Below are 24,447 nucleotides of genomic sequence, written 5' to 3' on the forward strand. Positions count from 1 at the left end.
TGACGACTATGTGAAGAGGAGGAGACTCGAACTCCCACAACATTTCTGTCACTACCACCTCAAAGTAGCGCGTCTACCAATTCCGCCACCTCTCCATACCATCTCATACTTTCAAAGAACTAAAATCGCCTCACCTAACGTGCCCAGAACAGGACTCGAACCTGCATGCCTCTCGACACACGCACCTGAAACGTGCGCGTCTACCAATTCCGCCACCTGGGCATTAGGTAATTGCAATCTATGCACTTGAGCGGAAAACGAGACTCGAACTCGCGACCCTAACCTTGGCAAGGTTATGCTCTACCAACTGAGCTATTTCCGCGATTGCGGATGCAAAGGTAGATATTTTCTCCAAACCTGCAAACATTCCGCCCGTTTTTTTCGCGAAGAAAACTAGACATCTCCTCCACTCTGAAGACATGTTTTTGATTATCAACTCATTCTGTCCCGATAATCTTCGTAAGAAAATTGCCTGAATATTTCAGCCTTCCCATCTTTTGTCCACATAGCAATAGCAGGATGATGGATTCCGTTAAACATATTTGTTTTTACCATAGTGTAATGAATCATATCTTCGAAGACTATGCGTTCTCCGATTTGTAGTTCATGATCAAAACTCCAATCTCCCATATAATCACCACTCAGGCATGAATTCCCTCCCAAACGATATACATGGCAGCCATTATTTCCCATTTCAGCACCACATACAGCGGGCTGGTAAGGCATTTCAAGACAGTCGGGCATGTGACAGGTAAAGCTAACATTGAGAATAGCCGTGCGAATGCCGCGACTTTCTACAATATCCACTACTTCGGAAGTCAAAACACCGGTTTGCCAGGTAAAAGCAGAACCTGGCTCCAAAATAATACGCAGATGAGGATGACGGCTATGCAAATCATTCAATAAATGAATAAGATGCTCTACATCATAATCTTTACGTGTCATCAAATGACCACCACCCAGATTCAGCCATTTTATCTGCGGAAACCAATAAGAGAATTTTTCTTCCAAATGCTTAAGCGTACGTTCCAGCTCGTAAGAAGAAGACTCACAGTGGCAGTGGCAATGAAACCCTTCAATACCCTGCGGCAAGGTTTCAGTCAGTAAATCTGCCGTTATGCCGAAACGGGTTCCGGGAGCACAAGGATTATACAACTCTGTTTCTACTTCTGAATATTCAGGATTGATACGAATACCACAGGAAATTCCACTTCCTTTCTTTACCACCGTAGGATAGAAACGGCAGAATTGTGACAAAGAATTAAAGGTTATATGGCTACTACAGCGCATGATTTCCGGGAAATCAGCCTTCGTATAAGCAGGAGAGTAAGTATGAGCTTTACTGCCGAACTCTTCCAATGCCAATCGCGCTTCATATACGGAACTCGCCGTAGAATGCTCGATATATTCCCTAAAAATAGAAAATGAGCGCCACATAGCAAATGATTTAAAAGCCAGAATTATTTCTACTCCGGAACGATCGGCAACACTTTTTATCAACGTGAGGTTTTTTCTCAATAATTCTTCATCCATGATATAACATGGAGAAGGGAAACGATCAAAATCTATCATATTTTCTTTTTTATCCGATTATTTTAAAACGGGCAAAGCGCAATAAAAGTTGCTTATCACCCGCATTTTTGAAACGAATGGTAGCTTTAGCATTATCCCCTTCACCTTCCACTCTCACAACTTCTCCCAGACCAAAACGTTCGTGCTCAATCAATTGTCCGGGTTGTACTGCTATCGCAGAAGCAGAAGTTGAAGAAGAAACAGGAGTTGATGAAGTCACCCGCTTCAGGTTACGTGGAACACTCGGAGCAATTATCTGCTGCTTAGGACGCTGAGGAGTTTCCTTTTCCTTATTATAAAATGATTCGCGTACATGAGGCGAACGAGAGAAACCAGTGCTATTCTCCCGACGAAATGATCCGGACTCATCATCTATTTTGCTATTAAGCCCTGCCTCCTGGGGCAAACGCAGAAAACGAATATCTATATCCTTCAGGAAGCGACTGGGACTGGCAAATTCCATTTTTCCATAGCGAAAACGGGTGCGGGCATATGAAAGAAAGCAATGTTCTTCTGCACGGGTAATGGCCACATAGAACAAACGTCTTTCTTCTTCTAACGCACGCGGTGAATCCCCTACCATACCACTGGGAAAAAGGTTTTCTTCCATTCCCACCACAAATACATTCCTAAATTCCAATCCTTTGGCAGAATGGACAGTCATAAGTGTGATTTTCTCATCATCTCCATCTTTATCCGAGTCCTGATCTGTCAACAGTGAAACTTCCGAAAGAAAATCAGTCAACGATATATTAGGATTACCTTCTTCCAGACGCATCGCACAAAAATCACTCATACCATTGACCAATTCCTCGATATTCTCTTTACGACTAAGGTTCTCCGGAGAATTATCTTGGCAGACATCATTAATGATACCGGATTGACGGATAATTTCCGTACCAATTTCATAAGCATTTTTATCCACTACACCTTCCAGAAATCCAAAAATCAAATCGCGGAAAATCTGTAATTTGGAATGTGTACCCTTATTGAAATTCAGCCCATATGTCAACGGTTCGCACAACACAGTCCAAAGACTGACACCATTCTCAGTAGCTGCAGTAATGATCTTACCCACTGTCGTATCACCAATACCACGAGCCGGATAGTTAATAATCCGTTTAAATGCTTCTTCATCATTCGGATTTACCACCAGTCGGAAGTAGGCTATCACATCCTTAATCTCCTTACGTTGATAAAAGGATAATCCACCGTAAATACGGTATGGCATGCCACGCTTACGCATCGCTTCCTCGAAGACACGGCTTTGTGCATTGGTACGGTAAAGTATCGCAAAATCCGAATAGGGATAATGCTCCGAGCGACGAAGTTCCGCAATCTTATTGACTACAATATCCCCCTCTTCCACATCACTGTATGCCTGAAACACACCGATGGCTTCCCCTTTCTCTTTCTCCGAAAAAACCTCCTTACGTATTTGCCTCTCATTCTTCTCAATCAAACTATTCGCCGCACAAACAATAGTTTGTGTAGACCGATAGTTTTGTTCCAGTTTAAAGACTTTTGTATTGGGATATATTTTAGTAAAGTATAATATATTATCAATATCAGCTCCCCGGAAAGAATAAATACTCTGGGCATCATCTCCTACCACACAAACATGCTGATGATCTTTTGCCAACTGTAGCACAATGCTATGCTGAGCATAATTAGTATCCTGATACTCATCTACCAGAATATAGCGAAACTGTTCCTGATAACGCGCCAGCACTTCCGGATGATCCCTGAACAGTATAAAAGTATAAAAAAGTAAATCATCAAAATCCATTGCATCCGCCTGCCTGCAACGATCCCAATAGCGATGATAAATATCACGTATTGCAGGCATCTTAGCTGCACAATCGCCCTCATATGCCTCTTTATTGGATGCATACGCCGCAGGTGAAACTAAATGATTTTTCGCATTGGATATACGTGCCTGTACATTCCCCGGTTTATACACTTTCTCATCCAAGCCCATTTCTTTTATAATAGAACGCACCAGACTCTTACTGTCCGCCGTATCATAAATGGTAAACTGTGAAGTAAAACCTATATTTACGGCTTCCACATGCAAAATACGCAAAAATATGGAATGGAATGTACCCATCCATAAATGACGTGCCCGCTGGTCTCCTACTTGCCGAGCAATACGCTCTTTCATTTCACGGGCAGCTTTATTGGTAAAAGTTAAAGCCAATATATTCCATGGCTGATAACCATTCTCTAACAAATAGGCTATTTTATAGGTCAGCACCCGCGTCTTACCGGAACCAGCACCGGCTATAACCAGTGACGGGCCCTCGTTGTAGAGCACTGCTGCGCGCTGTCCTTCATTCAGTTCTTCGATATAATTCGTATTCATGTATGCAAAATTAAGGGATTCTTTTTAGATTCATACAATGTATACGAACTAAAATAATTAAGATAGCATATTACATTTCAAAAAATAGTTCGTAAATTCCTATTTATTACGCACTTCTGCAACAAGTCATTCTACATCTTCAAAAAGTTTTATAGATATGGAAGAACATTTATTGGATATCAAACGTTATATTAACAGAAACATAATTCAAGACAAATTATGAATACATTATTAACATCTTTAATGCTTATAATTATGACATACGAAATGCCTAAACTTCCATATGCAAACAATGCATTGGAACCTGTAATCAGTCAGCAAACTATAGATTACCACTACGGTAAGCACTTACAAACATACGTAAATAACCTCAATAACCTGGTTCCGGGTACAGAGTATGAAAATAAAGATTTAGTAACCATAGTAGCCACTGCACCGGATGGAGCCATCTTCAATAATGCAGGACAAGTTCTGAACCATACTTTATACTTCTTGCAATTTTCTCCCAAACCTGCTCATAGTGAGCCAACTGGAAAATTAGCAGAAGCTATTAAACGCGATTTTGGAAGCTTCGATAACTTCAAAAAGGAGTTCACAGCTGCTGCCGTAGGATTATTCGGATCTGGCTGGGCTTGGTTATCAGTAGATAAGAACGGAAAACTTCATATAACCAAAGAAGCTAATGGCAGTAACCCTGTACGTGCAGGACTTATTCCATTGTTAGGCTTCGATGTGTGGGAACACTCTTACTATCTTGATTATCAGAATCGCCGTGCTGACCACGTAAATGCTCTTTGGAGTATTATCGACTGGGACGTAGTGGGTAATCGACTGAAATAAGCAGCAACAACCTTATAAACTCTTTTTTAATGCGCACCTACGGGAATAAGAACTTCCCATAGGTGCGTTTGTGTTTCAATCTAACATATTTTAAAGAAAAACGTTACCTACTGAAAGCATTTATCATTAACTTTGCTAAACATAAACGTTTAACAAATAAAAATGAAGCTCATCGTAGTCACAGCGCCCACATTCTTTGTGGAAGAGGACAAGATCATTACAGCACTCTTTGAAGAAGGGCTGGATATTTTGCATCTGCGGAAGCCGGAAACTCCTGCTATGTATTCCGAGCGACTTTTGACGCTAATACCTGAAAAATATCATAGACGCATTGTTACTCACGAACATTTCTATTTAAAGGAAGAGTTTGACCTCATGGGCATTCATCTGAACACACGTAATCCTAATGAGCCACATGATTACTCAGGACATGTCAGCTGTACTTGCCATTCTGTAGAAGAAGTAAAAAGTAAAAAGCATTTTTATGATTATGTATTTATGAGTCCCGTTTATGACTGTATCACCAAAACAGGTACTCTTTCCGGTTATACTCCGGAAGAATTGCGCGCAGCTGGAAAAGAAAGAATAATAGATACTAAAGTTATGGCTTTAGGAGGAATTACTCCAGACAATATTCTGGAGATAAAAGATTTCGGATTTGGAGGTGCAGTAGTACTTGGTGATTTATGGAATAAATTCAATGTTTGTACAGATCGAGATTATTTAGGTGTCATTCGCCACTTTAAGAAACTAAAGGAAATGGCGGATTAAAAAGTTCAAATTCTATTAGAACTTCCCATATTCTTTATATTCGACCCCAGCAGGTAAAGTAAAATAGAATGTAGAGCCTTCTCCTTTTTTAGATTCTACACCAATGCCACCACCATAGTGTTCAACAATAGATTTCGTAATAGAAAGACCTAAACCTGTGCCACGAATATTATAGTTCATCTTCACAAAGCGTTCAAAAATAGCCCGGCGACTATCTTCATCAATACCGCATCCGGTATCAGCTACGTAAAAATAAAAGTTATTATTGCTCAAACGACGATATCCAATCTTCACACTACCCTGTTCTGTAAACTTCAAAGCATTCTTCACCAGATTATTAATAACCTGTGCAAAGCGTACCCGATCTATCATTAAACGGCATTGAGGAAGTTTCTCTACAAACTCAATCAAAATACCCGATGGACGAGGATGCGCATTCTCAGCAGCACACATTTCCTGAATCAAAGCATTCACGTCCACATCTCCATCTTTATATTCCATTGTATTGGCCTCAATCTTTGAGAAGTCCAATAAATCATTAATCATCTGAACAAGAAAATCTTTATTGTCATTGATTTCTTTCAGAAAAATCATTCGTTCTTCCCTACTCAGATTATCAGTCTCAGCAAGTACATTTGTAAATCCGACAATCGCATTAAGTGGCGTACGTATCTCATGGGTCATATTAGCAATAAAGGCATTCTTCAGCTGATTACTTTCTTCCGCTACTTCATTTAATTGTTGCAAAGTCTTCAACCTCTTGGTCTTGTTGATAGACACCACAATCATAATGACCAGAAGTAATAAAATAATTACTCCAAAGCAAAGCAAGAGTATTTCATTCCTTTGATAAAAATCTGATGCCCCTAAAATATAAAATGTTGCAAAATCCGGCTTCATAAAATTGGTTATTAAAAGATAAAGGTGATCCTAATTCTATATGTGGGCACAAATATACTAAAGAAAAAACAAATAACTGATCAATAGATACATGTTTCTTCTAAAAAAGATAGGCTGTAAGCCTTTCTGAAAAAGGTTTACAGCCTATAAATATAAGATTTATGAAGTCTTTTATTTCAGATCTTCAATAGCTGCCTGCGCCGCTGCCAGACGTGCAATGGGCACTCTGAACGGAGAACAACTAACATAGTTCAAACCCACCTTATGGCAGAATTTTACAGAAGAAGGCTCACCGCCATGTTCACCACAAATACCGCATTTCAAATCCGGACGGATAGCACGACCTTTTTCCGTAGCCATACGTACCAACTGTCCTACTCCATTCTGATCGAGAACCTGGAACGGGTCTACTTTCAGAATCTTCTTTTCCAGATAAACCGGGAGGAAAGAAGCAATATCATCACGTGAATAACCGAATGTCATCTGCGTTAAGTCATTTGTACCAAATGAGAAGAACTCAGCAGAAGAAGCAATACGGTCAGCAGTCAAAGCTGCACGAGGAATTTCAATCATTGTACCTACCTTGAAGTCAATGCTGTCACCCAGTTCAGCAAAAAGTGCAGCAGCTTCTTCGCGAATCACCTTTTCCTGTTCCTTGAACTCATACAAGATACCAGTCAGCGGAACCATGATTTCCGGATGGGTTTCCACACCTTCTTTCTTCAGTTCCAGAGCGGCACCAAGGATAGCACGTGTCTGCATCTGAGTAATTTCAGGATATGTATTACCTAAACGACATCCGCGGTGTCCCAACATCGGATTATGTTCACAAAGTGATTCTACACGTTGCTGGATATATTGCAGACTAACACCCATGGCATCTGCCATCTCTTGTTGTCCCTTCAAATCATGCGGAACAAATTCGTGCAAAGGAGGATCGAGCAGACGAACAGTTACCGGACAACCTTCCATAGCCTGGAAGATACCCTTAAAGTCTGCTTGTTGGTAAGGTAATATCTTGGCCAAAGCTTTGCGACGTCCTTCTGCATCTTCTGCGAGGATCATCTCACGCATAGCTTTAATCTTTTCACCTTCAAAGAACATATGTTCCGTACGGCAAAGACCGATACCTACAGCACCAAAATCACGAGCCACAGCAGCATCATGAGGAGTATCTGCATTGGTACGCACCTGAAGTTTCGTATACTTATCAGCCAGATCCATCAATTCAGCAAAATCTCCTGAAAGTTCAGCAGCCTTTGTTTCTACCTGACCTTTATAAACTACACCTGTACTACCATTCAATGAAATATAATCGCCTTCTTTCAGCAGAACGCCATCTATTTCTACGGTACGAGCCTTATAATCAATATTCAAAGCACCGGCGCCCGACACACAACACTTCCCCATACCACGGGCAACCACAGCTGCATGAGAAGTCATGCCACCGCGGGCAGTAAGAATACCTTCTGCAACAGCCATACCCGCCAAATCTTCGGGAGAAGTCTCGATACGTACCATTATAATACGTTTACCGGCAGCATGCCATTCTGCAGCATCATCTGCAAAGAAGACAATCTGTCCTGTAGCAGCACCCGGAGATGCGGGAAGACCACGAGTTAAAACCTTGGCTTGTTTCAAAGCGGTCTTATCAAACACAGGGTGGAGCAATTCATCCAATTTATTGGGCTCGCAGCGCATCAATGCAGTTTTCTCATCAATCATGCCCTGATGCAACAAATCCATTGCAATCTTCACCATAGCTGCACCGGTACGTTTACCGTTACGCGTCTGGAGAAACCAAAGCTTACCTTCCTGAACGGTAAATTCCATATCCTGCATATCTTTATAGTGGTCTTCCAACTTAGTCTGCAGAGTATCCAGTTCTTTGTAGATTTCCGGCATAGCCTCTTCCATTGACGGATATTTGACTGCACGTTCTTCTTCGCTAACACCTGCCAGTTCTGCCCAACGCTGTGAACCGATTTTGGTAATCTGCTGCGGAGTACGGATACCTGCCACAACGTCTTCACCTTGCGCATTAATCAAATACTCACCATTAAACAAGTCTTCACCTGTACCGGCATCGCGGCTAAAGCAAACACCTGTAGCAGAAGTCTCACCCATATTGCCGAATACCATTGCCTGAACATTAACGGCTGTACCCCACTCATCGGGTATACTTTCCATTTTACGATATAGAATAGCACGTTCATTCATCCAAGAATTGAATACTGCACAAACAGCACCCCACAACTGCTCATAAGCACAAGCCGGGAAGTCTTTTCCGGTTTGCTCCTTTACAGCAGCTTTAAACTTCTTCACTAATTCCTTGAGATCTTCCACTTCCAGTTCATTATCCAGCTTCACACCTTTTGCGTGCTTCACCTCTTCAATGATGGCTTCAAATGGATCGATATCCTCTTTATTAGTCGGTTTCATACCCAATACCACGTCACCATACATCTGTACGAAACGACGATAAGAGTCCCATGCAAAACGTGCATTACCTGTTTTACGTGTCAATCCTTCTACTACTTCATCATTCAGACCCAGATTAAGGATCGTATCCATCATACCCGGCATAGAAGCCCGAGCGCCCGAACGCACTGAAACCAGTAATGGATTTTCTATATCGCCGAACTTAGAAGACATCAATTCTTCTACTTTTGCTATAGCGTTTTCTACTTCACCTTTCAACAGAGCAACAACTTTTTCCTGCCCCATCTCATTATATTCGGTACAAACCTCAGTCGTGATTGTAAAACCAGGAGGAACCGGAACCCCGATAAGGTTCATTTCGGCAAGGTTGGCACCTTTACCTCCCAAAAGATTTTTCATGTCGGCCTTTCCTTCTGCCTGACCGTTACCAAAGGTATAAACTCTTTTCTTGTCCATAATATAAATTTAAGTTTCTCGATTGTGATTTTTTTCTGTTCGCAAATCTAAGTATATTTCGCATACTAGAAAACTTTTTGAGAAAAAACTTTCTATCAAAATGCAATTTCGACATTGCAATCTTTAATATTTCACTTCATAGAGAGAATTCCCGAAAAAATGTCTATTTTTGCAGAATAATTTATTAGACTGGTGTAAAAGTGGCAAGAAATAGAAAAGAACTTCCCCTACTGGAGAAAGTGACAATAACGGATGTGGCTGCCGAAGGAAAAGCCATCGCAAAGGTCAATGATTTGGTTATTTTCGTACCTTATGTCGTTCCCGGAGATATAGTAGACCTGCAAATTAAGAGAAAAAAGCATCATTATGCTGAAGCCGTAGCAGTGAAGTTCCACGAATATTCTCGTGAAAGAGCCGTCCCATTTTGCCAACATTATGGGGTATGTGGTGGTTGCAAATGGCAAGTTCTCCCTTATTCCGAACAGATCAAATACAAGCAAAAACAAGTAACAGACAATCTTACCCGCATCGGAAAAATTGAACTTCCGGAGATTTCCCCGATTCTCGGTTCTGAGAAAACACAGTTCTATAGAAATAAACTGGAGTACACTTTTTCTAACAAACGCTGGTTGACGGAAGAAGAAGTTAAGCAAAATGTGGTATATGATCAAATGAATGCTGTAGGTTTCCACATCCCCAATGCTTTTGATAAAGTACTGGCTATAGAGAAATGCTGGTTACAGGATGACATATCCAACCGTATCCGGAATGCTGTACGCGATTATGCTTACGAGCATGATTATTCATTCATCAATCTGCGTACTCAGGAAGGGATGTTGCGCAATATGATTATCCGTACCTCCACTACCGGGGAACTTATGGTGATCCTCGTTGCAAAAATAGAAGAAGAAGAAAAAGAGCTGCAACTGTTCAAACAACTCCTGCAATATGTTGCTGATACATTTCCCGAAATAACTTCTCTTCTATACATTATTAATAATAAGCGCAACGATACTATTACCGACCTGGATGTATATACTTTTAAAGGTAAAGATCACATCTTTGAAGAAATGGAAGGATTACGTTTTAAAATAGGTCCTAAATCGTTCTATCAAACCAATTCCGAACAAGCATACAACCTTTATAAGATAGCACGCAATTTTGCGGGATTAACCGGAAAGGAACTGGTATATGACCTTTATACAGGTACAGGAACCATTGCTAACTTTGTCTCCAAGCAAGCCCGCCAAGTTATCGGTATCGAATATGTACCCGAAGCTATTGAGGATGCAAAAGTAAATGCAGAAATCAACGGTATCGAGAATACCTTATTTTTTGCCGGTGATATGAAAGATATGCTAACACAGGATTTCATCAACCAGTATGGTAGACCGGATGTTATTATCACCGATCCTCCTCGAGCCGGTATGCATCAGGATGTAGTAGACGTTATCTTATTTGCCGAACCGAAACGTATTGTATATGTAAGTTGTAATCCAGCCACACAGGCACGCGACCTGCAACTGCTCGACGTAAAATACAAAGTAAAAGCCGTACAGCCGGTAGATATGTTCCCACATACTCACCACGTAGAAAACGTAGTGCTTCTGGAATTAAGAAATGAAGACTGAGAATTAATCACTAATCACTAACCATTAATCACTATCAACGTGGCAAGAGGAAAAATAATAGCACGGGCCCGCACTCAATATACGGACTACACAGTAAACGAACCGATGGAACTTATGGAGTTCCTGGCAGCCAAGATGCCGGACGCCAGTCGCACCAAACTAAAATCATTGCTCAGCAAACGAGTGGTATTTGTAGACAGTGTGATAACCACTCAATACAATTTTCCGCTAAAACCGGGCATGAAAGTACAGATTAGCCGTGATAAGGGTAAAAAGGAGTTTCATAACAACTTGCTGAAGATTGTATATGAAGATGCCTATATCATAGTGGTGGAAAAGAAGCAAGGTTTACTGTCAGTCAGCAGTGAACGCCAGAAGGAACGTACAGCCTATCATATTCTAAATGAATATGTGCAACGCTCTAATGGACGCGGTAGCAACGTTTATATTGTCCACCGCCTCGATCGTGATACTTCCGGATTAATGATGTTTGCAAAAGATGAAAAAACACAGCGCACACTGCGTGATAATTGGCATGAGATTGTAACCGACCGCCGTTATATAGCTGTAGTTGCGGGAGAGCTGGAGAAGAATGCCGGTTGTATAATATCCTGGCTCACGGATCGCACCCTTTACGTATATTCCAGTCCGACAGATGACGGAGGACAAAAGTCAATTACACATTATCGCACTATTAAGCGTGCCAATGGTTATTCTCTTGTGGAACTAAATCTTGAAACCGGACGTAAAAACCAAATCCGGGTGCATATGCAAGACTTAGGACATCCTATTGTTGGGGACGGGCGTTACGGACTCGAAGAAGTAAATCCTATCGGACGCCTGGCGCTACATGCCTTCAAATTATGCTTCTATCACCCGGTTACAGGAGAATTGATGCAGTTTGAAACTCCTTATCCGAATGATTTTAAAAAGTTGTTTCTGAAGAAATAAGAAAGCATATAATAAAATAGGCAGCTTTTATAAAGTGGCCTATTTTATTATTATATATTTTCTAATCTTTTATTCCATTCCCAGTATAAAATTAAATCCTCGAGAATCACTCGTCAAGAAGAATGTACCTCTTAACTGATTTCCTGTTACTCTAACATCATCCATATAAGATACACCTGCCCTACCATAATCTAATATTAGATTATTATTGTAATCATCCTCCCACAGCCATTTAAAACGAAAATTATCATAAGGAGCTCCATCAGATGAATAGTACTGGTATTCTTCACCAAATCCATCTCCCCAAAAAGTAAATGTACTGAAAATAGGTTCACCATTCTCAGCATACATACCTACATCTCCTGTCCATGCCCGTCCTATGATTACTGACTCTATACTATACTGATCATCATCTTCGCATGATGTCAGGCTCAGGGCAAACACCCATACAAATATAAAATATAGATATTTTTTCATCTCGCTTATTTATTTAGTTTTTCGTATAATTGGAGTCTGTCATCATCAGCACCTTTCCGTCCAGTTTACCGCTAAGGTAATGATCACGTACCCATACATTCTCAAAGTACTTTACTTTTCCATCTGAAAAAGTGAGTCTTAAAGCTTCCTTGCTATCATCTGTCCAACGCCAGGAAAACTCTCTGTCGACAGTCGTTTTTCCACCGGTATCATAGGTGGTTGTAAGTTCCTGCCCTTTATTATTATCTTTAAAGAATCTGAGTTGATAAGTACATGTTAAACCCTCATCCGTTTCATATTCATCTATCCAGGTTCTGTCACATAGCTTTTTGTCACTATTCTCCATCGTGTAATATACATCATCCCCGCAAGACAATAAACCAACAGCAAAGACGCATAGCAATAATATTTTTACGCAATTCAAAGTTTTCATAATTATCAAGTTTAGTTAATACCTGTGGACAAAAATACGAAAAGATATCGAAATGTTTTAATATTTCGCCTGATATTTCTTGTAGAAGGTCAGAAACAGAATAAAACCAACCATGGCAAAAGGAACTCCTGCCAGTGCCGGATAACGATAACCGCCACTGATAGCAAGCCCACCAACATACGCACCGATGGCATTTCCCAAGTTGAATGCCACTTGCACACAAGCCGCTCCCAGCATCTCTCCACCTTTTGCCACACGGATAATCAACACTTGTTCCGGACTGGAAACCGCGAACAAACCGGCAGTACAAAGACACATCAATAATGCTGATGACCACGGATAAGGAGACAAGAAGAATATCAATAACAGTACGACACAAATCATAGCTTGCACAGTAGTACCTACTTTTCCGGGAGTATACCGGTCAGAAAGACGCCCACTCACCAGATTGCCCACCACCATACCAAAACCGGCCAATACCATCAATCCGGTAATGCTTTCGGCACTGAATCCGGATACATTCGTCAATAACGGGTTAATATAACTGTACCAACAAAAAACTCCGCCATTACCCAGTGCTGTTGCCCCTAAAATGAGCCAGGGAGCCGGGGTTTTAAGAAAACGGAACTGTCCTTTGAAACCAGTATCTTTCAAACCTTCGACATGGGGTACCCAACGCCAGATATAATAAAGGATAATCACTCCCCAACAACCCACCAGTAAGAATGTTACCCGCCATGAGATAGCATTACTCAATGATGTTCCCAATGGAACTCCAAAAAGATTGGCTATAGTCATTCCGGCAATCATGATAGATACGGCCTCAGAGCCTTTACCCTTATCAGCCAATTTTTCAGCAACAATAGAGGCCACACCGAAATATGCCCCATGAGGAAGTCCGGAAATAAAACGGGCCAGTAATAATACCCAATAATTAGGCGCCATTGCTGCACAGATATTCCCTACCATTATCAGAGTCACCAACGCCAACAAAATATGTTTCAGTGGATGTTTACGGGCCAAGATCAGAGTGGGCGCCCCGACACATACCCCCAAAGCATATGCAGAAATAAAATGCCCTGCCACAGGAATACTAACGCCCAAATCTTTAGCCACATCAGGCAGAATGCCCATCATGACAAACTCGGCAATCCCTAATCCCAAGGTGCCGAACGCTAATGCAATAAGACTCTTCTTCATACCTATTTTACCTACAAAAAACTAATCTTTTTACCGGGGTGCAAAGGTAGTGTTTTTTTTATTCCAATAATAAACTATTCATGTCTTCATTTTGTTTTTATATATAAACAGAACAGTAATATGAAAACAATTATTATAAGTCTATTTATGGCAATAACAGTAATAGCTGCCCATGCACAGCAGAAAAGCTTTTATGACTTCACAGTCAAGACGATTGATGGAGAAGATTTGTCACTTTCCACCTTTAAGGGAAAGAAAGTACTGATAGTTAACGTAGCATCCAAATGTGGCTTCACTCCGCAATATGCCAAACTTGAAGAGTTATATAAAAAATATGGAAAAGACAATTTTGTAATAATAGGCTTTCCTGCCAATAATTTCCTGAGCCAGGAGCCAGGCAGTAATGAGGAAATCAAAGAATTCTGCACATTGAACTACGGAGTTACCTTCCCTATGATGGCAAAAATCTCTGTTAAAGGAAAAGACATTGCTCCTCTTTATAAATGGCTTACCGAAAAAAGCGAAAACGGTGTGGAAAACGCAAAAGTTGGCTGGAATTTCCATAAATTCCTGATAGATGAGAATGGAAAGTGGGTAGCCTCCTATGGCTCCACAACTGATCCGCTATCGGAGAAGATAACAGAATGGATTGAGAAATAGAACATAATAAGCCCCGAAACTTATGATAAATTTCGGGGCTTATTATATCTTTCATTTTCGGAATCCGGAGAAAAAGTTATCTATCCAACGAACCAGATAAACTATAATCACTCCAGCTATGACCATTGCAATGATACGACCTAACATATTCTTGTAGCTTTAAATATTTTAGTAGGCAAAGATAGCTAAGATATATAAAACAGCATAGATTATTACGTAAAAATCATGTTTGTGACAGGGCTACACCCTTTCACCCGAATGGTGTAGCCTTGAGCACAAAAGGGTGTAGCCATTCGGAGTAAAGGGTGTAGCCATCCCAGACAACTGATTATGAACTAATTATATGCCAGCCAACAAAATCCTTTCCTATGAACGTTACAACGCAAACAAAATCCTTTATTTTTTGTTATATAGTGTAAATCTAACAAATAATAGTTAATTTCGCGAACTCAAAAAATTAAAAAACAAACGAATATGAAATCAAAAAGAAGTTTTATGCTCATGGCTCTATGCCTAAGCACTTTAGCCGGATTGGCACAAAATACTCAATCTTCCGGACAAGTCACAGAAGAAAGTAAAACAACATTCAAACCTCATTGGTATATGCAGGTACAGGCAGGTGCTGCAGAAACTGTTGGTGAGGCCAGTTTTAAAGACCTGATCTCTCCTGCAGCAGCTCTTTCTGTCGGATACAAGTTTACTCCTCTATGGGGAATACGTGCCGGTGCAAGTGGCTGGCAAGCAAAAGGTAAATGGGCAGCACTTGACGATTCCTATAAATTCAACTATCTACAAGGAAACGTAGATGCCACACTTGACCTGAGCAACCTGTTCTGCCACTATAATCCAAAACGTTTCTTCAACGCTTATATGTTCTTGGGAGTAGGTCTTGCCGGTGGATTCAACAATGACGATGCTGTTGCACTGGATGCAGCAGGTTACCGCATGCAATATCTCTGGAGCGGCAAAAAGGTATTTGTAGCCGGTCGTGGAGGATTGGGTGCAAATTTGCGTCTGAGCAACCATGTATCTTTCAATCTTGAAGTGAATGCCAATGTCGTGTCGGATAAATTCAACTCCAAGAAGGCTGACAATGCCGACTGGCAGCTTAATGCATTGGCCGGTTTTACATTCAAGTTCGGAAAAAGTGGCAAAAAAGCAAAACCTGTCGTTGCTTATACTCCGGAGGTCGTAGAAACAGTAGTGGAAGTTCAGCAAGAGACGGAACCAGTTTATGTTCCTGCACCAGTAGAGGAGAAAAAAGAGGAAGTGAAACCTTTGACTGAAAATATCTTCTTCAATATAAATTCTTCTGTTATACGTTCTTCTGAAGAAAGTAAAATAGCTGATCTGGTTGCATTCCTGCAAAAGAACGCAGATGTAAAAGTCTCTATTTGCGGATATGCAGACGCTGGAACCGGTACAACAGCTATTAACCTACGACTTTCCAAAGAACGTGCTTTAGCTGTTGAGAAGGCTTTGAAAGCAAAAGGTATCTCTGCCGACAGAATCATGGTAGACTTTAAGGGAGATAAGGTTCAGCCTTTCTCTAATAATAATGAAAATCGTGTAGCAATTTGTATTACTGAATAGTAATCAGATAAGGTCTGATATAAAAGAAATAGAGCTGTACTGTATAATCCTGCCTTTAGGATACAGTACAGCTCTTTTTTATGCTCAATTTCGGAATAAGATTACATGAAGATCAACTGCTTTTTAAGCAAATCTACAATATCACTCTGCAATTTCTGTGCATTGATAGGTTTAGAAGTATACGCATCGAAACCACTATTCAGGATGCGCTCCTCATCTTCTGCATAGACATAAGCCGTTACTGCCATGATAGGAACTGTCGGTGATATTTCACGTATGATCTGTGTAGCCTCGTAGCCCGTTTTTTTAGGCATATTGATATCCATCAATATCAAATGAGGATTGTATTTCTTAAACAATTCTACCGCCTCTTCTCCATCCCAAGCATGAAGAATGTTATATTTACGTTTCAGAATAGATTCAAATAACAAGAAATTGCTTTCATTATCTTCAGCTATTAAAACGGTGAGCTTCTCTACTTTACTTAACCGGTGCTCTTTCTGTTCTCTCGTCGACTTGAGTTCCACAGGATGATAAGGAAGAGTAAACCAGAAAGTGGAGCCCTTGCCAGGTTCAGATTCAACGCCTACGTTACCACCCAAATTTTCGACAACACTCTGGCAGATAGACAGTCCCAATCCTGTACCTTGAGAAAAAGAATCGAGTTTCACAAAACGACCAAAAACAGTATCTTTCTTATCCTCTTCAATTCCACATCCCGTATCCGTAACATAAAAATAAAGGAAATCAGTATCCTTCAGTCGATAACCGAAAGTGACGCTTCCACTATAAGTAAACTTCATAGCATTATTAAGCATATTCGTCATAACCTGCGTCAGCCTGTTCCTCTCGATATTTACAGTACAGTCCGGCATTTCCGGTACATATCGGATGGGGACAGCTTCATTCTTCTGACGAAGTTGGGCAAATTCTTCTATCTCCTTAAACAATGCATTCAGATCTAAATCGGAAAAAACAAATTCCAATGTTCCGGACTCAATCTTGGAAAGCTCCAGGATGTCTCCGACCAGTTGCAACAATAGCGTATTATTATTCTCAATAATATTGATATACTCTTCTTTCTCCTCCTGCTCTTCCGTATCTGCCAAGATACTGGAAAATCCGACAATAGCATTGAGTGGAGTACGTATTTCATGACTCATATTGGCTAGGAAAGCAGACTTCAGACGATTTGATTCTTCAGCTTTCTCCTTTGCTATAATCAGATCTTCTTCCATTTTCTTTCGTCCGGTTATCACGAGAGAAGAACCAACCAAAGTTATCGGATTACCTTTTTCATCCCTCTTATCCACAGTGGCCTGAGCCTCAACCCATTCATAACGCGATATTCCATTCTTACGAACTATCACGCGATATTCTTCTCTGATCTTAGAAACATTACCTTCCGTCAACTCCTTATAAGCCCTCTTTACTCGGTCTCTGTCTTCCTTGCAAATTTTGGCAAAATATTGATAATCGGGTACGGAAAGTTGTTCCTCGTTCATCATGCTATCATCATGGCTAAGCTCTACCGGGCGGTTTACGTCACAAAGCATAGTACCTTTCTCCAAATCCCATTTCCAGGGAACAATATTAGCCACGTCCAGCGACATTGATAATTTATGATTAGCAGATCGTAACATCTGTTGTGTCTCGGCTAACTCGGTATTGTCCACACAGAATACATCAACGTATCCCTTATGCTTAGAGGGTGTCAGAATTACATTGAAATAATTACCTATATTTTCGTAATAGTATTGATATGAAAGTTCCTTCTGAGTAGAGTTGACCATACTATAGAGGTGACACATCCTTTCAAAACCTTTCGGATCTGCTTCACTTCCTCTTTTACCAATGACCTCCCCCATAGATTTGAAGTATTTCTCGAAACGGGGATTTGCTTCCACTGTGATGTAGTCTACAATCTTTCCGGCAGAATCATAAACCAGCTGTTGCTTCAAATAAACTATGGGCATATTCTCAAACAAACTATGATAGCTGGTCATCAACTTTATCTGTTCGGCTTGCTTTCTTCTGCTCTTATACAACCACCACAACCACATCCACATAAACAAAATCAAAATTGTGGTAATTCCCAAAATGACACTATATTTGTGTTGCTCCCAGAAAGAAGGAGGCATCATATAAAAAACAGAATTAGGAGGGCACAACTTAGGTGACAATCCGGCTTCTGTAAGATCATAATAGTTGAACATAGGAGTGGGAGTTCCACAATTCACCATACGAACACCTTTCACGTTGTTATCAGCTAAAACGCCGGCAGTTATTTCTGTAATTTTCCTTCCGATTGTCTTCTCATCCAAAAAGTAACCGCCTACCAAACCATTCCGTTGCAATCCGGTATTGTCTAATGAAAAAATAGGTGAAGAAGAATAATAGCTGAGGATTCTGGAAATATTATTGGTCAATACAGCATTCCCTTTTTGAGCATTTTCCTGATACCATGAGCAAAAGAGAACACCACTATTCTCCTCTGCATGAGCCAGTGAATCAGCCAATTCATCGGTAGTCATTTCACCGGCAACATAATCTTTTATTTCAAACTCCGGAAAGTCTTTATTCACAATCTCTTTTAAATCCGAGCGAAACTGAGCACTTATGTAACGGGCATCCGACAAGAAGATAAGTTCATCCATTTCAGGCATCAGATTCTGCATCAACAGAACAGTTTCTTTAAGATAGGCAGGCACATGAAACACGGTCAGCGACAGGTTGCCTCGATAATCTGTCAGAGGTGTTCTCTCTTCCGCCGCAATAGCTCGCCTATGCAAATAGGCCTCTTGTGGACCTACATAATCCGTCTCGGTGCAGAGAATAATGGGAACATCTTTCCATTGCTTTTCTATACTCTCTTTCAGCAAGCCCCAGGAGGCACTACCCAAGAGGACCAAGAGTTTCGGAGGATTGTCTGCATATTTTCCAAAAAGGTTTTCTTTGTATTCTGATAAATCTTCCGTATTTTGCAGATGCATAAATTGCCCGCCCATATGTTCCACATCCACTACATACGGAGAGTTTTTATGTTGATAAGAATTATAAATGGGGATAATAAAATCGTTACTCCAACGGGAAGATCCACTGTATGAATTGAGAATCAATATTCTATCTTCATTTCCGGGTTTAAATGTTGAGGAGACTTCACCAAATACATTAACAGCATTCGAAAGAAAAACAACTAATATAATAAACACTCTGATTATTATTTGCAAATATTTCATCGAAATTACAGTTTAGTCTACAAGTGTATCCATTCTTTACCACACAAGGAACAAAAGGCCTACATCATAGAGAGATTTAGATTGCAAAACTAATTAAAAATCAGAGAATTCCCAGTTTTTAGTAAAGAGATTTTTAAAGAGAATTGCGTATCTTCCATATTCTACGTACTTTTGAGAACAGAAAACAGTAAAATCATGAAAATACTTCATACCAGCGACTGGCATCTGGGACATACACTATACAACTATGACCGCAGTCGCGAGCAACAAGCATTCCTGAAACAACTAACCCGCATTGTGGCAGAAGAAATGCCGGATGCAATGGTAGTCAGCGGAGACATCTACCACTACTCCACCCCATCGGCAAGTACCCAGAAGATGTACACAGACGGTATGCTCGAAATTCACAGGGCATACCCCGGAATGACAATTGTAGTAACTGCCGGAAACCACGACAGCAGTTCTAAATTAGAGATAGACAGTAGCCTGTGGAACCATTTCGGTGTAAAGGTAGTAGGAAACATAGAACGAAACCAGGAAGAAGTCAATCTGGAAAAACATATCGTGGAAGTGAAAAACGACAGAGGAATACTAAAAGGATATATTATCGCCGTACCTCACGTCTATCCGCAAAACTTCCCGATACTGGACACAGAAACACCCCGCGAAGAACGGCAAGCACGCTTTTTTCAGGCATTGCAGGACGAAGTAGAAAAAATGAATGCGGAAAGACTACCTGTTGTATTGATGGCACACCTTTCCATAGAAGGCAGCGACCAAACCGGGCATGACGAAACCGTAGGCGGAATAGAATATGTCCCTATCAGTGCAATGGGCGAAGGATACGATTATCTGGCACTCGGTCACATCCATTGCCCACAGAACATTAAAGGAAGCAGGTATTGTGCACGATATTGTGGCGCTCCCCTGCCTGTCAGCTTCGACGAGGCTTATCCACATTCTGTTTCCATTGTTGAAATACAAGGAGAAAAAGCACCTCAGATCAAAACAATTGAAATAGAGAATCCGATGCCACTCATCACGCTACCCAAGGAAGCAGTAGATTTTGAAGAAGCTATAAAACTGCTGGAGGAATACCCGGATGACAAACCGGCTTATATCCGCCTGAATGTTCTGATAAAAGATTATCTGGCGCCCGACTGCAACGAACGGGCATCGAGCGCGGTAAAAGGGAAAAACTGCAAATTCTGCTATATCAAACCCAATCGGGAGAAGCACACTTCAGATGATGAAACCAGGCATATCTCTATTCAGGAAATGCAGGAAATGTCCCCATTGGAAATAGCAAAACTTTATTTTCAGGAAACAGAAGGAGAAGAAATGGATGAAGAACTCTGCGAACTGATGAATAGCGTCGTACAAAAGGTAAAAGAGAAAAGCATTCTGCATTAATTCCCTATAATCTGTAGTGAATCATGAAACTTCAAAAACTGACTATCAAAAATCTGGCATCTATAGAAGATGCTGTGATTGACTTTGAGAATGGACCACTGAGCGAAGAATCCCTGTTTCTGATTTGTGGGGAGACAGGTGCCGGCAAAACTACATTACTCGATGCCATTTGCCTGGCACTCTACAATGAAACGCCGCGCATGGAACGGGCAGAAAACGAAAAGTATCGGGACATAGGGCAAACTTTTTCTTCTAAAAAGGAGGATGTATCAATAAACGACAGCCGCCAATTGATGCGCAGAAATACTAACGAGGCGTGGACGGAACTGGAGTTCACCGGTTCAAACGAGATACCTTATACTGCCAAATGGTACGTAGCCCGTGCACACCGAAAAGCATCGGGTGCCATTCAAGATGCAAAGTGGACATTAGAGAATCGGAAAACGAATCTCCAAATCACTAAGAAAAATGAAATAAAGGCCGAAATACAAGCAGCTATAGGGTTAAGTTTTGAACAATTCTGCCGTACTACTCTCCTGGCACAGGGAGATTTCACCAAATTTCTTCAGAGTAAGGAGAGTGAAAAATCGGATATCCTGGAGAAACTGACAGGTACCGGAATCTATTCTGAAATAGGTGCAAAGATTTACGCCATCACCAAAGAGAAACGCATAGAATATGAGAATCAGAACCAAAAACTGGAAGGTATCCATGTGCTGACTGATGAAGAGATAAACGAAATCTCCGAAACTACAACTACACTAAATGCTGATATCAATGGAAATACCGTACAAAAGAATACAGCAGTCTTGAAACGTGACTGGCTGAAGCGGTTTGCAGAACTGATCCTCACTCAAGAAAACCAACAAAAGAACTGGGAAACGAAAAAGGAACAATTGCAATCGGATGACTTCCTGCAGAAAGAACTATTGATAAAAGACTGGAATAATACTGCAGATGCCCGTAACTGGTTATTTTCTCTCAAACAGCAACAACAGCAACAGGAAAAAGACAGAGAGCAAACTGAGAAGTTGAAAAAGAGTTTCATCTACCTCAGTAGTGGCTGTTCCTGGTTGAAGGAAAATCTGAAAGAATTGCAAGCTAAACTAATACTTGCCGAAGAGTATCTGCAAACTCACGCCCCGCTCCTACCTATGTTCGAGCAAAGTCAATCCATCGTTACAGACCTGAATGCTGTGCTTTCTGCTCGCTCACGCATCGCTGCCTACGAAAAACAAATAGCAGAATTGTCCCGGCAGCAGCCTGTCCGGGAGCAGGAACGCACGAATAAGGAAAATGACTTCAACCGGAAAAATGAAGAAAATCAGATTAAGCAGCAAGAGATAAACTTATTGAATGCCCGGCTTGAATCCATGAATCGAAATGTCCTACAGGAAAAGAAGAATGTATTGGAAACGGCTAAGGAAAAGTTGCTAAAAGCTCAAAATACCCTGATACTATTAGGAGAGAAAAAAGCAGCCTTGAACATAGCAGAAGAAAGCCTGAAATCTCTGGAAATAAAGCTGCAAACCAGCAAAAGCCAACACAAAGAACTGGGAAATAGGTTCGACACTAAAAAGAAAGCCTACGATGAGATAAAAATGCTCTACAACAAACAAAAAGAAGCTGTGGAAGAGTGGGCACAAGAAGCCCGTGCCCGTCTTTCTGTAGGAGATATGTGTCCGGTATGTGGCCAAAAGATAGAATCACTCAGCAAGGATGAAGATTTTCAGTCTGTACTTGCCCCTATCCAGCAATCGCTGGAGACAAAAGAGAAAGAATACAAGGAAGCAGAACAAACTTTGAATAGTAACCGGACGGAGACCAAAACTTATGAGGATATGATAGCAGGGAGTCGTCTGGCAACAGATAAAGCCCGGAAAGGATATGAATTTATTCAAACTGAAGCTGAAGAAACATGCCGTCAGTGTAATATTCTAATAATCTCAAATAATACCAGAGATATCCTGGAAAGACAAATTCAAGAAAATAAACAGCACCTTGAAGACATCAATGCCAGGTTGAACGAAGTACAAATCCTCTCCAACAATATCTCCCGATTGCAGCACTTAAAGGATGGACATCAGAAAGTAGTGGAGACCGCCCGAAATGCTTTCGATACTGCTGACAAGAATCTGACGAAACTAAAAAATGATATCACTAATAAACATTCGCTAACCGAAAGTGAAAAGGATATCATTCGCACCACACTGGAACGTGTCAGCCCACTTATTCTTTGGAAAGGATGGCAAACAGAATGGAATACTGCTCCTACCTCATTTATCGAACGCTTACAAAAGTCTACAGTACATTATAAACTGGCACAGAACAGGCAATCGGAATTAAAAGCAACCATTTCCCTCATAAAGAAAGAGCTGGACAGTATATCAGCAACGCAGGATCTGATCTACACAGCATTTCCCGAATGGAAAAAACTGCCAATAGAGGAAAAGATGGAAATCAAAAATCTGGGAATGGCATGGAATACCCTGAACTCCGAAGTCAGCGGATTGAAACAAAACATCTCATCTGTCCGAAAGAACATCGACGAGCTGCAAGCCAACCTTACAGCGTTCTATACTATACATCCGGATATGAACGAAGCACGCCTCGTTGCTCTTTCCTCCTACTATAGCGAGCAAATAGAGAACTTGCGTACCGGTCAACAAAGGCTTAAAGAAGAAGAAGTAGCCACACAAACAGCTTTCAAACTAACAACCGGACAACTGGAAGAACACCAAAGCAAAAAACCGGAAATGGAAGAGGAAGAAAACCTTGAAAGTCTGGACAGCCTTATCATAGCTTTAGATGAGAAAATTGCAGTAAGCAATCAGGCCCTCATACGGCTAAAAATCCAATTGGAAGAAAACACTAAGAACATCGCCCGGATAAAGGACGAGAAGAAACGTGCGGACGAATTGCGGGAAGTGTATTTGAAATGGGACCGTCTTTGCCATCACTTTGGTGACGAGAAAGGAAAGAATTTCCGAAACATCGCACAAAGTTTTGTACTGAAAGAACTGCTCAATGGAGCAAATTTCTACCTGCAACATCTCACCAAACGCTACGAATTGGAATGCCAAGCAGGTTCACTCACTATCCTACTGCGCGATTTTTATCAGGGAGGCACACCACGTCCAGCTTGTACACTGTCCGGTGGAGAGAGTTTTCTGGTTTCTTTGTCATTGGCACTCGGTTTGTCTTCACTCAGCCGGCACAGCCTGTCTGTAGATACATTGTTCATTGATGAAGGATTCGGAACCCTGAGCAGTGATTATCTGAACACAGTAATGGACACACTGGAGAAACTGCACCAGATGGGCGGCAAGAAAGTGGGTATCATCAGCCATGTAGAAGGACTGCGCGAGCGGATCAAAACCCAAATTCAGGTAAAGCGAATCGATAATTCAAGAAGTGAGATCAGCACAGTGAGGACCCTATAAATAGGTATTGTGACAAAGAAAGGAACGATTTTCTGTGCCTACAAGTACAAGTACACTATAT

At 41.0% G+C, this 24,447-nt stretch carries 16 protein-coding genes and 3 tRNA genes; 8 read left to right on the top strand and 11 right to left on the bottom strand.

The genetic code is table 11. The features are described 5' to 3' along the window. Positions 1 to 11 precede the first annotated feature (11 nt). The 5 genes from DW036_RS17955 to DW036_RS17980 all read right to left on the bottom strand — a co-directional run bounded on the left by DW036_RS17955 (position 12) and on the right by DW036_RS17980 (position 3,937). Positions 12 to 95 (bottom strand) — tRNA-Leu (locus DW036_RS17955). Between the two features lie 45 nt (positions 96 to 140). Next, positions 141 to 222: transfer RNA gene (locus tag DW036_RS17960), tRNA-Leu, on the bottom strand. 27 nt (positions 223 to 249) lie between these two features. Further along, positions 250 to 322 (bottom strand) — tRNA-Gly (locus DW036_RS17965). 110 nt (positions 323 to 432) lie between these two features. After that, the gene (gene nspC, locus DW036_RS17975; RefSeq protein ID WP_118465610.1) at positions 433 to 1,572 is read right to left on the bottom strand and encodes a carboxynorspermidine decarboxylase; all 1,140 of its coding nucleotides are present in this window, start codon (positions 1,570 to 1,572) and stop codon (positions 433 to 435) included. A gap of 10 nt (positions 1,573 to 1,582) precedes the next feature. Continuing rightward, on the bottom strand, positions 1,583 to 3,937 hold the full coding sequence (locus DW036_RS17980; protein WP_118465611.1) for an ATP-dependent helicase: 2,355 nt from the start codon (positions 3,935 to 3,937) through the stop codon (positions 1,583 to 1,585). A 243-nt stretch (positions 3,938 to 4,180) separates the two neighbouring features. On the opposite strand from DW036_RS17980, the gene DW036_RS17985 reads away from it, so the two are divergent. Both DW036_RS17985 and DW036_RS17990 read left to right on the top strand, forming a co-directional pair. Beyond that, entirely contained in the window at positions 4,181 to 4,777 is a 597-nt protein-coding gene (locus DW036_RS17985) for a superoxide dismutase (RefSeq protein ID WP_007663121.1), read from the top strand. Positions 4,778 to 4,939: 162 nt separating this feature from the next. Next, positions 4,940 to 5,548 carry a thiamine phosphate synthase gene (locus DW036_RS17990; RefSeq protein ID WP_118465612.1) on the top strand — a complete coding sequence of 203 codons (609 nt, stop codon included), beginning with the start codon at positions 4,940 to 4,942 and terminating at the stop codon, positions 5,546 to 5,548. A 15-nt stretch (positions 5,549 to 5,563) separates the two neighbouring features. On the opposite strand, the gene DW036_RS17995 is transcribed toward DW036_RS17990, so the two are convergent. Together DW036_RS17995 and ppdK are read right to left on the bottom strand one after the other, a co-directional pair. Continuing rightward, positions 5,564 to 6,448 carry a sensor histidine kinase KdpD gene (locus tag DW036_RS17995; protein ID WP_118465613.1) on the bottom strand — a complete coding sequence of 295 codons (885 nt, stop codon included), beginning with the start codon at positions 6,446 to 6,448 and terminating at the stop codon, positions 5,564 to 5,566. Between the two features lie 171 nt (positions 6,449 to 6,619). Further along, positions 6,620 to 9,346: a pyruvate, phosphate dikinase gene (gene ppdK / locus DW036_RS18000; protein WP_118465614.1), complete on the bottom strand. Its 2,727-nt coding sequence runs from the start codon at positions 9,344 to 9,346 to the stop codon at positions 6,620 to 6,622. A gap of 200 nt (positions 9,347 to 9,546) precedes the next feature. On the opposite strand from ppdK, the gene rlmD reads away from it, so the two are divergent. Together rlmD and DW036_RS18010 are read left to right on the top strand one after the other, a co-directional pair. Further along, positions 9,547 to 10,977 (top strand): 23S rRNA (uracil(1939)-C(5))-methyltransferase RlmD, encoded by a 1,431-nt coding sequence (gene rlmD / locus DW036_RS18005; protein ID WP_118465615.1) that lies wholly within the window; start codon positions 9,547 to 9,549, stop codon positions 10,975 to 10,977. Between the two features lie 39 nt (positions 10,978 to 11,016). Then, a complete protein-coding gene (locus tag DW036_RS18010; RefSeq protein WP_118465616.1) occupies positions 11,017 to 11,928 on the top strand; it encodes an RluA family pseudouridine synthase in 912 nt (303 codons plus the stop codon). Between the two features lie 69 nt (positions 11,929 to 11,997). Here DW036_RS18010 and DW036_RS18015 read toward each other — a convergent pair whose 3' ends face one another. The 3 genes from DW036_RS18015 to araJ are packed head-to-tail and all read right to left on the bottom strand — an operon-like array spanning position 11,998 to position 14,038. Further along, a complete protein-coding gene (locus tag DW036_RS18015; protein ID WP_022391363.1) occupies positions 11,998 to 12,405 on the bottom strand; it encodes a hypothetical protein in 408 nt (135 codons plus the stop codon). A gap of 13 nt (positions 12,406 to 12,418) precedes the next feature. Then, positions 12,419 to 12,838, bottom strand: a complete 420-nt coding sequence (locus DW036_RS18020; protein ID WP_022391364.1) for a hypothetical protein — start codon at positions 12,836 to 12,838, stop codon at positions 12,419 to 12,421. Between the two features lie 57 nt (positions 12,839 to 12,895). Continuing rightward, positions 12,896 to 14,038 carry an MFS transporter AraJ gene (gene araJ / locus DW036_RS18025; protein ID WP_118465617.1) on the bottom strand — a complete coding sequence of 381 codons (1,143 nt, stop codon included), beginning with the start codon at positions 14,036 to 14,038 and terminating at the stop codon, positions 12,896 to 12,898. A 120-nt stretch (positions 14,039 to 14,158) separates the two neighbouring features. Here araJ and DW036_RS18030 point away from each other — a divergent pair, with 120 nt between their 5' ends. Next, positions 14,159 to 14,698, top strand: coding sequence for a glutathione peroxidase (locus DW036_RS18030; RefSeq protein WP_118465618.1), 540 nt, complete (start codon positions 14,159 to 14,161; stop codon positions 14,696 to 14,698). A 474-nt stretch (positions 14,699 to 15,172) separates the two neighbouring features. After that, on the top strand, positions 15,173 to 16,291 hold the full coding sequence (locus tag DW036_RS18035) for an OmpA family protein (protein ID WP_118465619.1): 1,119 nt from the start codon (positions 15,173 to 15,175) through the stop codon (positions 16,289 to 16,291). 101 nt (positions 16,292 to 16,392) lie between these two features. On the opposite strand, the gene DW036_RS18040 is transcribed toward DW036_RS18035, so the two are convergent. Beyond that, positions 16,393 to 19,530, bottom strand: a complete 3,138-nt coding sequence (locus DW036_RS18040) for an ATP-binding protein (protein ID WP_118465620.1) — start codon at positions 19,528 to 19,530, stop codon at positions 16,393 to 16,395. A gap of 195 nt (positions 19,531 to 19,725) precedes the next feature. Here DW036_RS18040 and DW036_RS18045 point away from each other — a divergent pair, with 195 nt between their 5' ends. Both DW036_RS18045 and DW036_RS18050 read left to right on the top strand, forming a co-directional pair. Then, positions 19,726 to 20,943: an exonuclease SbcCD subunit D gene (locus tag DW036_RS18045; protein ID WP_118465621.1), complete on the top strand. Its 1,218-nt coding sequence runs from the start codon at positions 19,726 to 19,728 to the stop codon at positions 20,941 to 20,943. A 23-nt stretch (positions 20,944 to 20,966) separates the two neighbouring features. Next, positions 20,967 to 24,386 (top strand): AAA family ATPase, encoded by a 3,420-nt coding sequence (locus DW036_RS18050; RefSeq protein WP_118465622.1) that lies wholly within the window; start codon positions 20,967 to 20,969, stop codon positions 24,384 to 24,386. The last annotated feature ends 61 nt before the right edge of the window (positions 24,387 to 24,447 follow it).

Origin of the sequence: Bacteroides sp. AF39-11AC, assembly GCF_003474285.1 — a bacterium.
Lineage (GTDB): Bacteria > Bacteroidota > Bacteroidia > Bacteroidales > Bacteroidaceae > Bacteroides.

What these genes read in the sequence shown, in the direction of transcription:
- nspC (WP_118465610.1), bottom strand. Translation starts at nt 1,572, where the DNA reads ATGATAGATTTTGATCGTTTCCCTTCTCCATGTTATATCATGGATGAA.
- DW036_RS17980 (WP_118465611.1), bottom strand. Translation starts at nt 3,937, where the DNA reads ATGAATACGAATTATATCGAAGAACTGAATGAAGGACAGCGCGCAGCA.
- DW036_RS17985 (WP_007663121.1), top strand. Translation starts at nt 4,181, where the DNA reads ATGCTTATAATTATGACATACGAAATGCCTAAACTTCCATATGCAAAC.
- DW036_RS17990 (WP_118465612.1), top strand. Translation starts at nt 4,940, where the DNA reads ATGAAGCTCATCGTAGTCACAGCGCCCACATTCTTTGTGGAAGAGGAC.
- DW036_RS17995 (WP_118465613.1), bottom strand. Translation starts at nt 6,448, where the DNA reads ATGAAGCCGGATTTTGCAACATTTTATATTTTAGGGGCATCAGATTTT.
- ppdK (WP_118465614.1), bottom strand. Translation starts at nt 9,346, where the DNA reads ATGGACAAGAAAAGAGTTTATACCTTTGGTAACGGTCAGGCAGAAGGA.
- DW036_RS18015 (WP_022391363.1), bottom strand. Translation starts at nt 12,405, where the DNA reads ATGAAAAAATATCTATATTTTATATTTGTATGGGTGTTTGCCCTGAGC.
- DW036_RS18020 (WP_022391364.1), bottom strand. Translation starts at nt 12,838, where the DNA reads ATGAAAACTTTGAATTGCGTAAAAATATTATTGCTATGCGTCTTTGCT.
- araJ (WP_118465617.1), bottom strand. Translation starts at nt 14,038, where the DNA reads ATGAAGAAGAGTCTTATTGCATTAGCGTTCGGCACCTTGGGATTAGGG.
- DW036_RS18030 (WP_118465618.1), top strand. Translation starts at nt 14,159, where the DNA reads ATGAAAACAATTATTATAAGTCTATTTATGGCAATAACAGTAATAGCT.
- DW036_RS18035 (WP_118465619.1), top strand. Translation starts at nt 15,173, where the DNA reads ATGAAATCAAAAAGAAGTTTTATGCTCATGGCTCTATGCCTAAGCACT.
- DW036_RS18040 (WP_118465620.1), bottom strand. Translation starts at nt 19,530, where the DNA reads ATGAAATATTTGCAAATAATAATCAGAGTGTTTATTATATTAGTTGTT.
- DW036_RS18045 (WP_118465621.1), top strand. Translation starts at nt 19,726, where the DNA reads ATGAAAATACTTCATACCAGCGACTGGCATCTGGGACATACACTATAC.
- DW036_RS18050 (WP_118465622.1), top strand. Translation starts at nt 20,967, where the DNA reads ATGAAACTTCAAAAACTGACTATCAAAAATCTGGCATCTATAGAAGAT.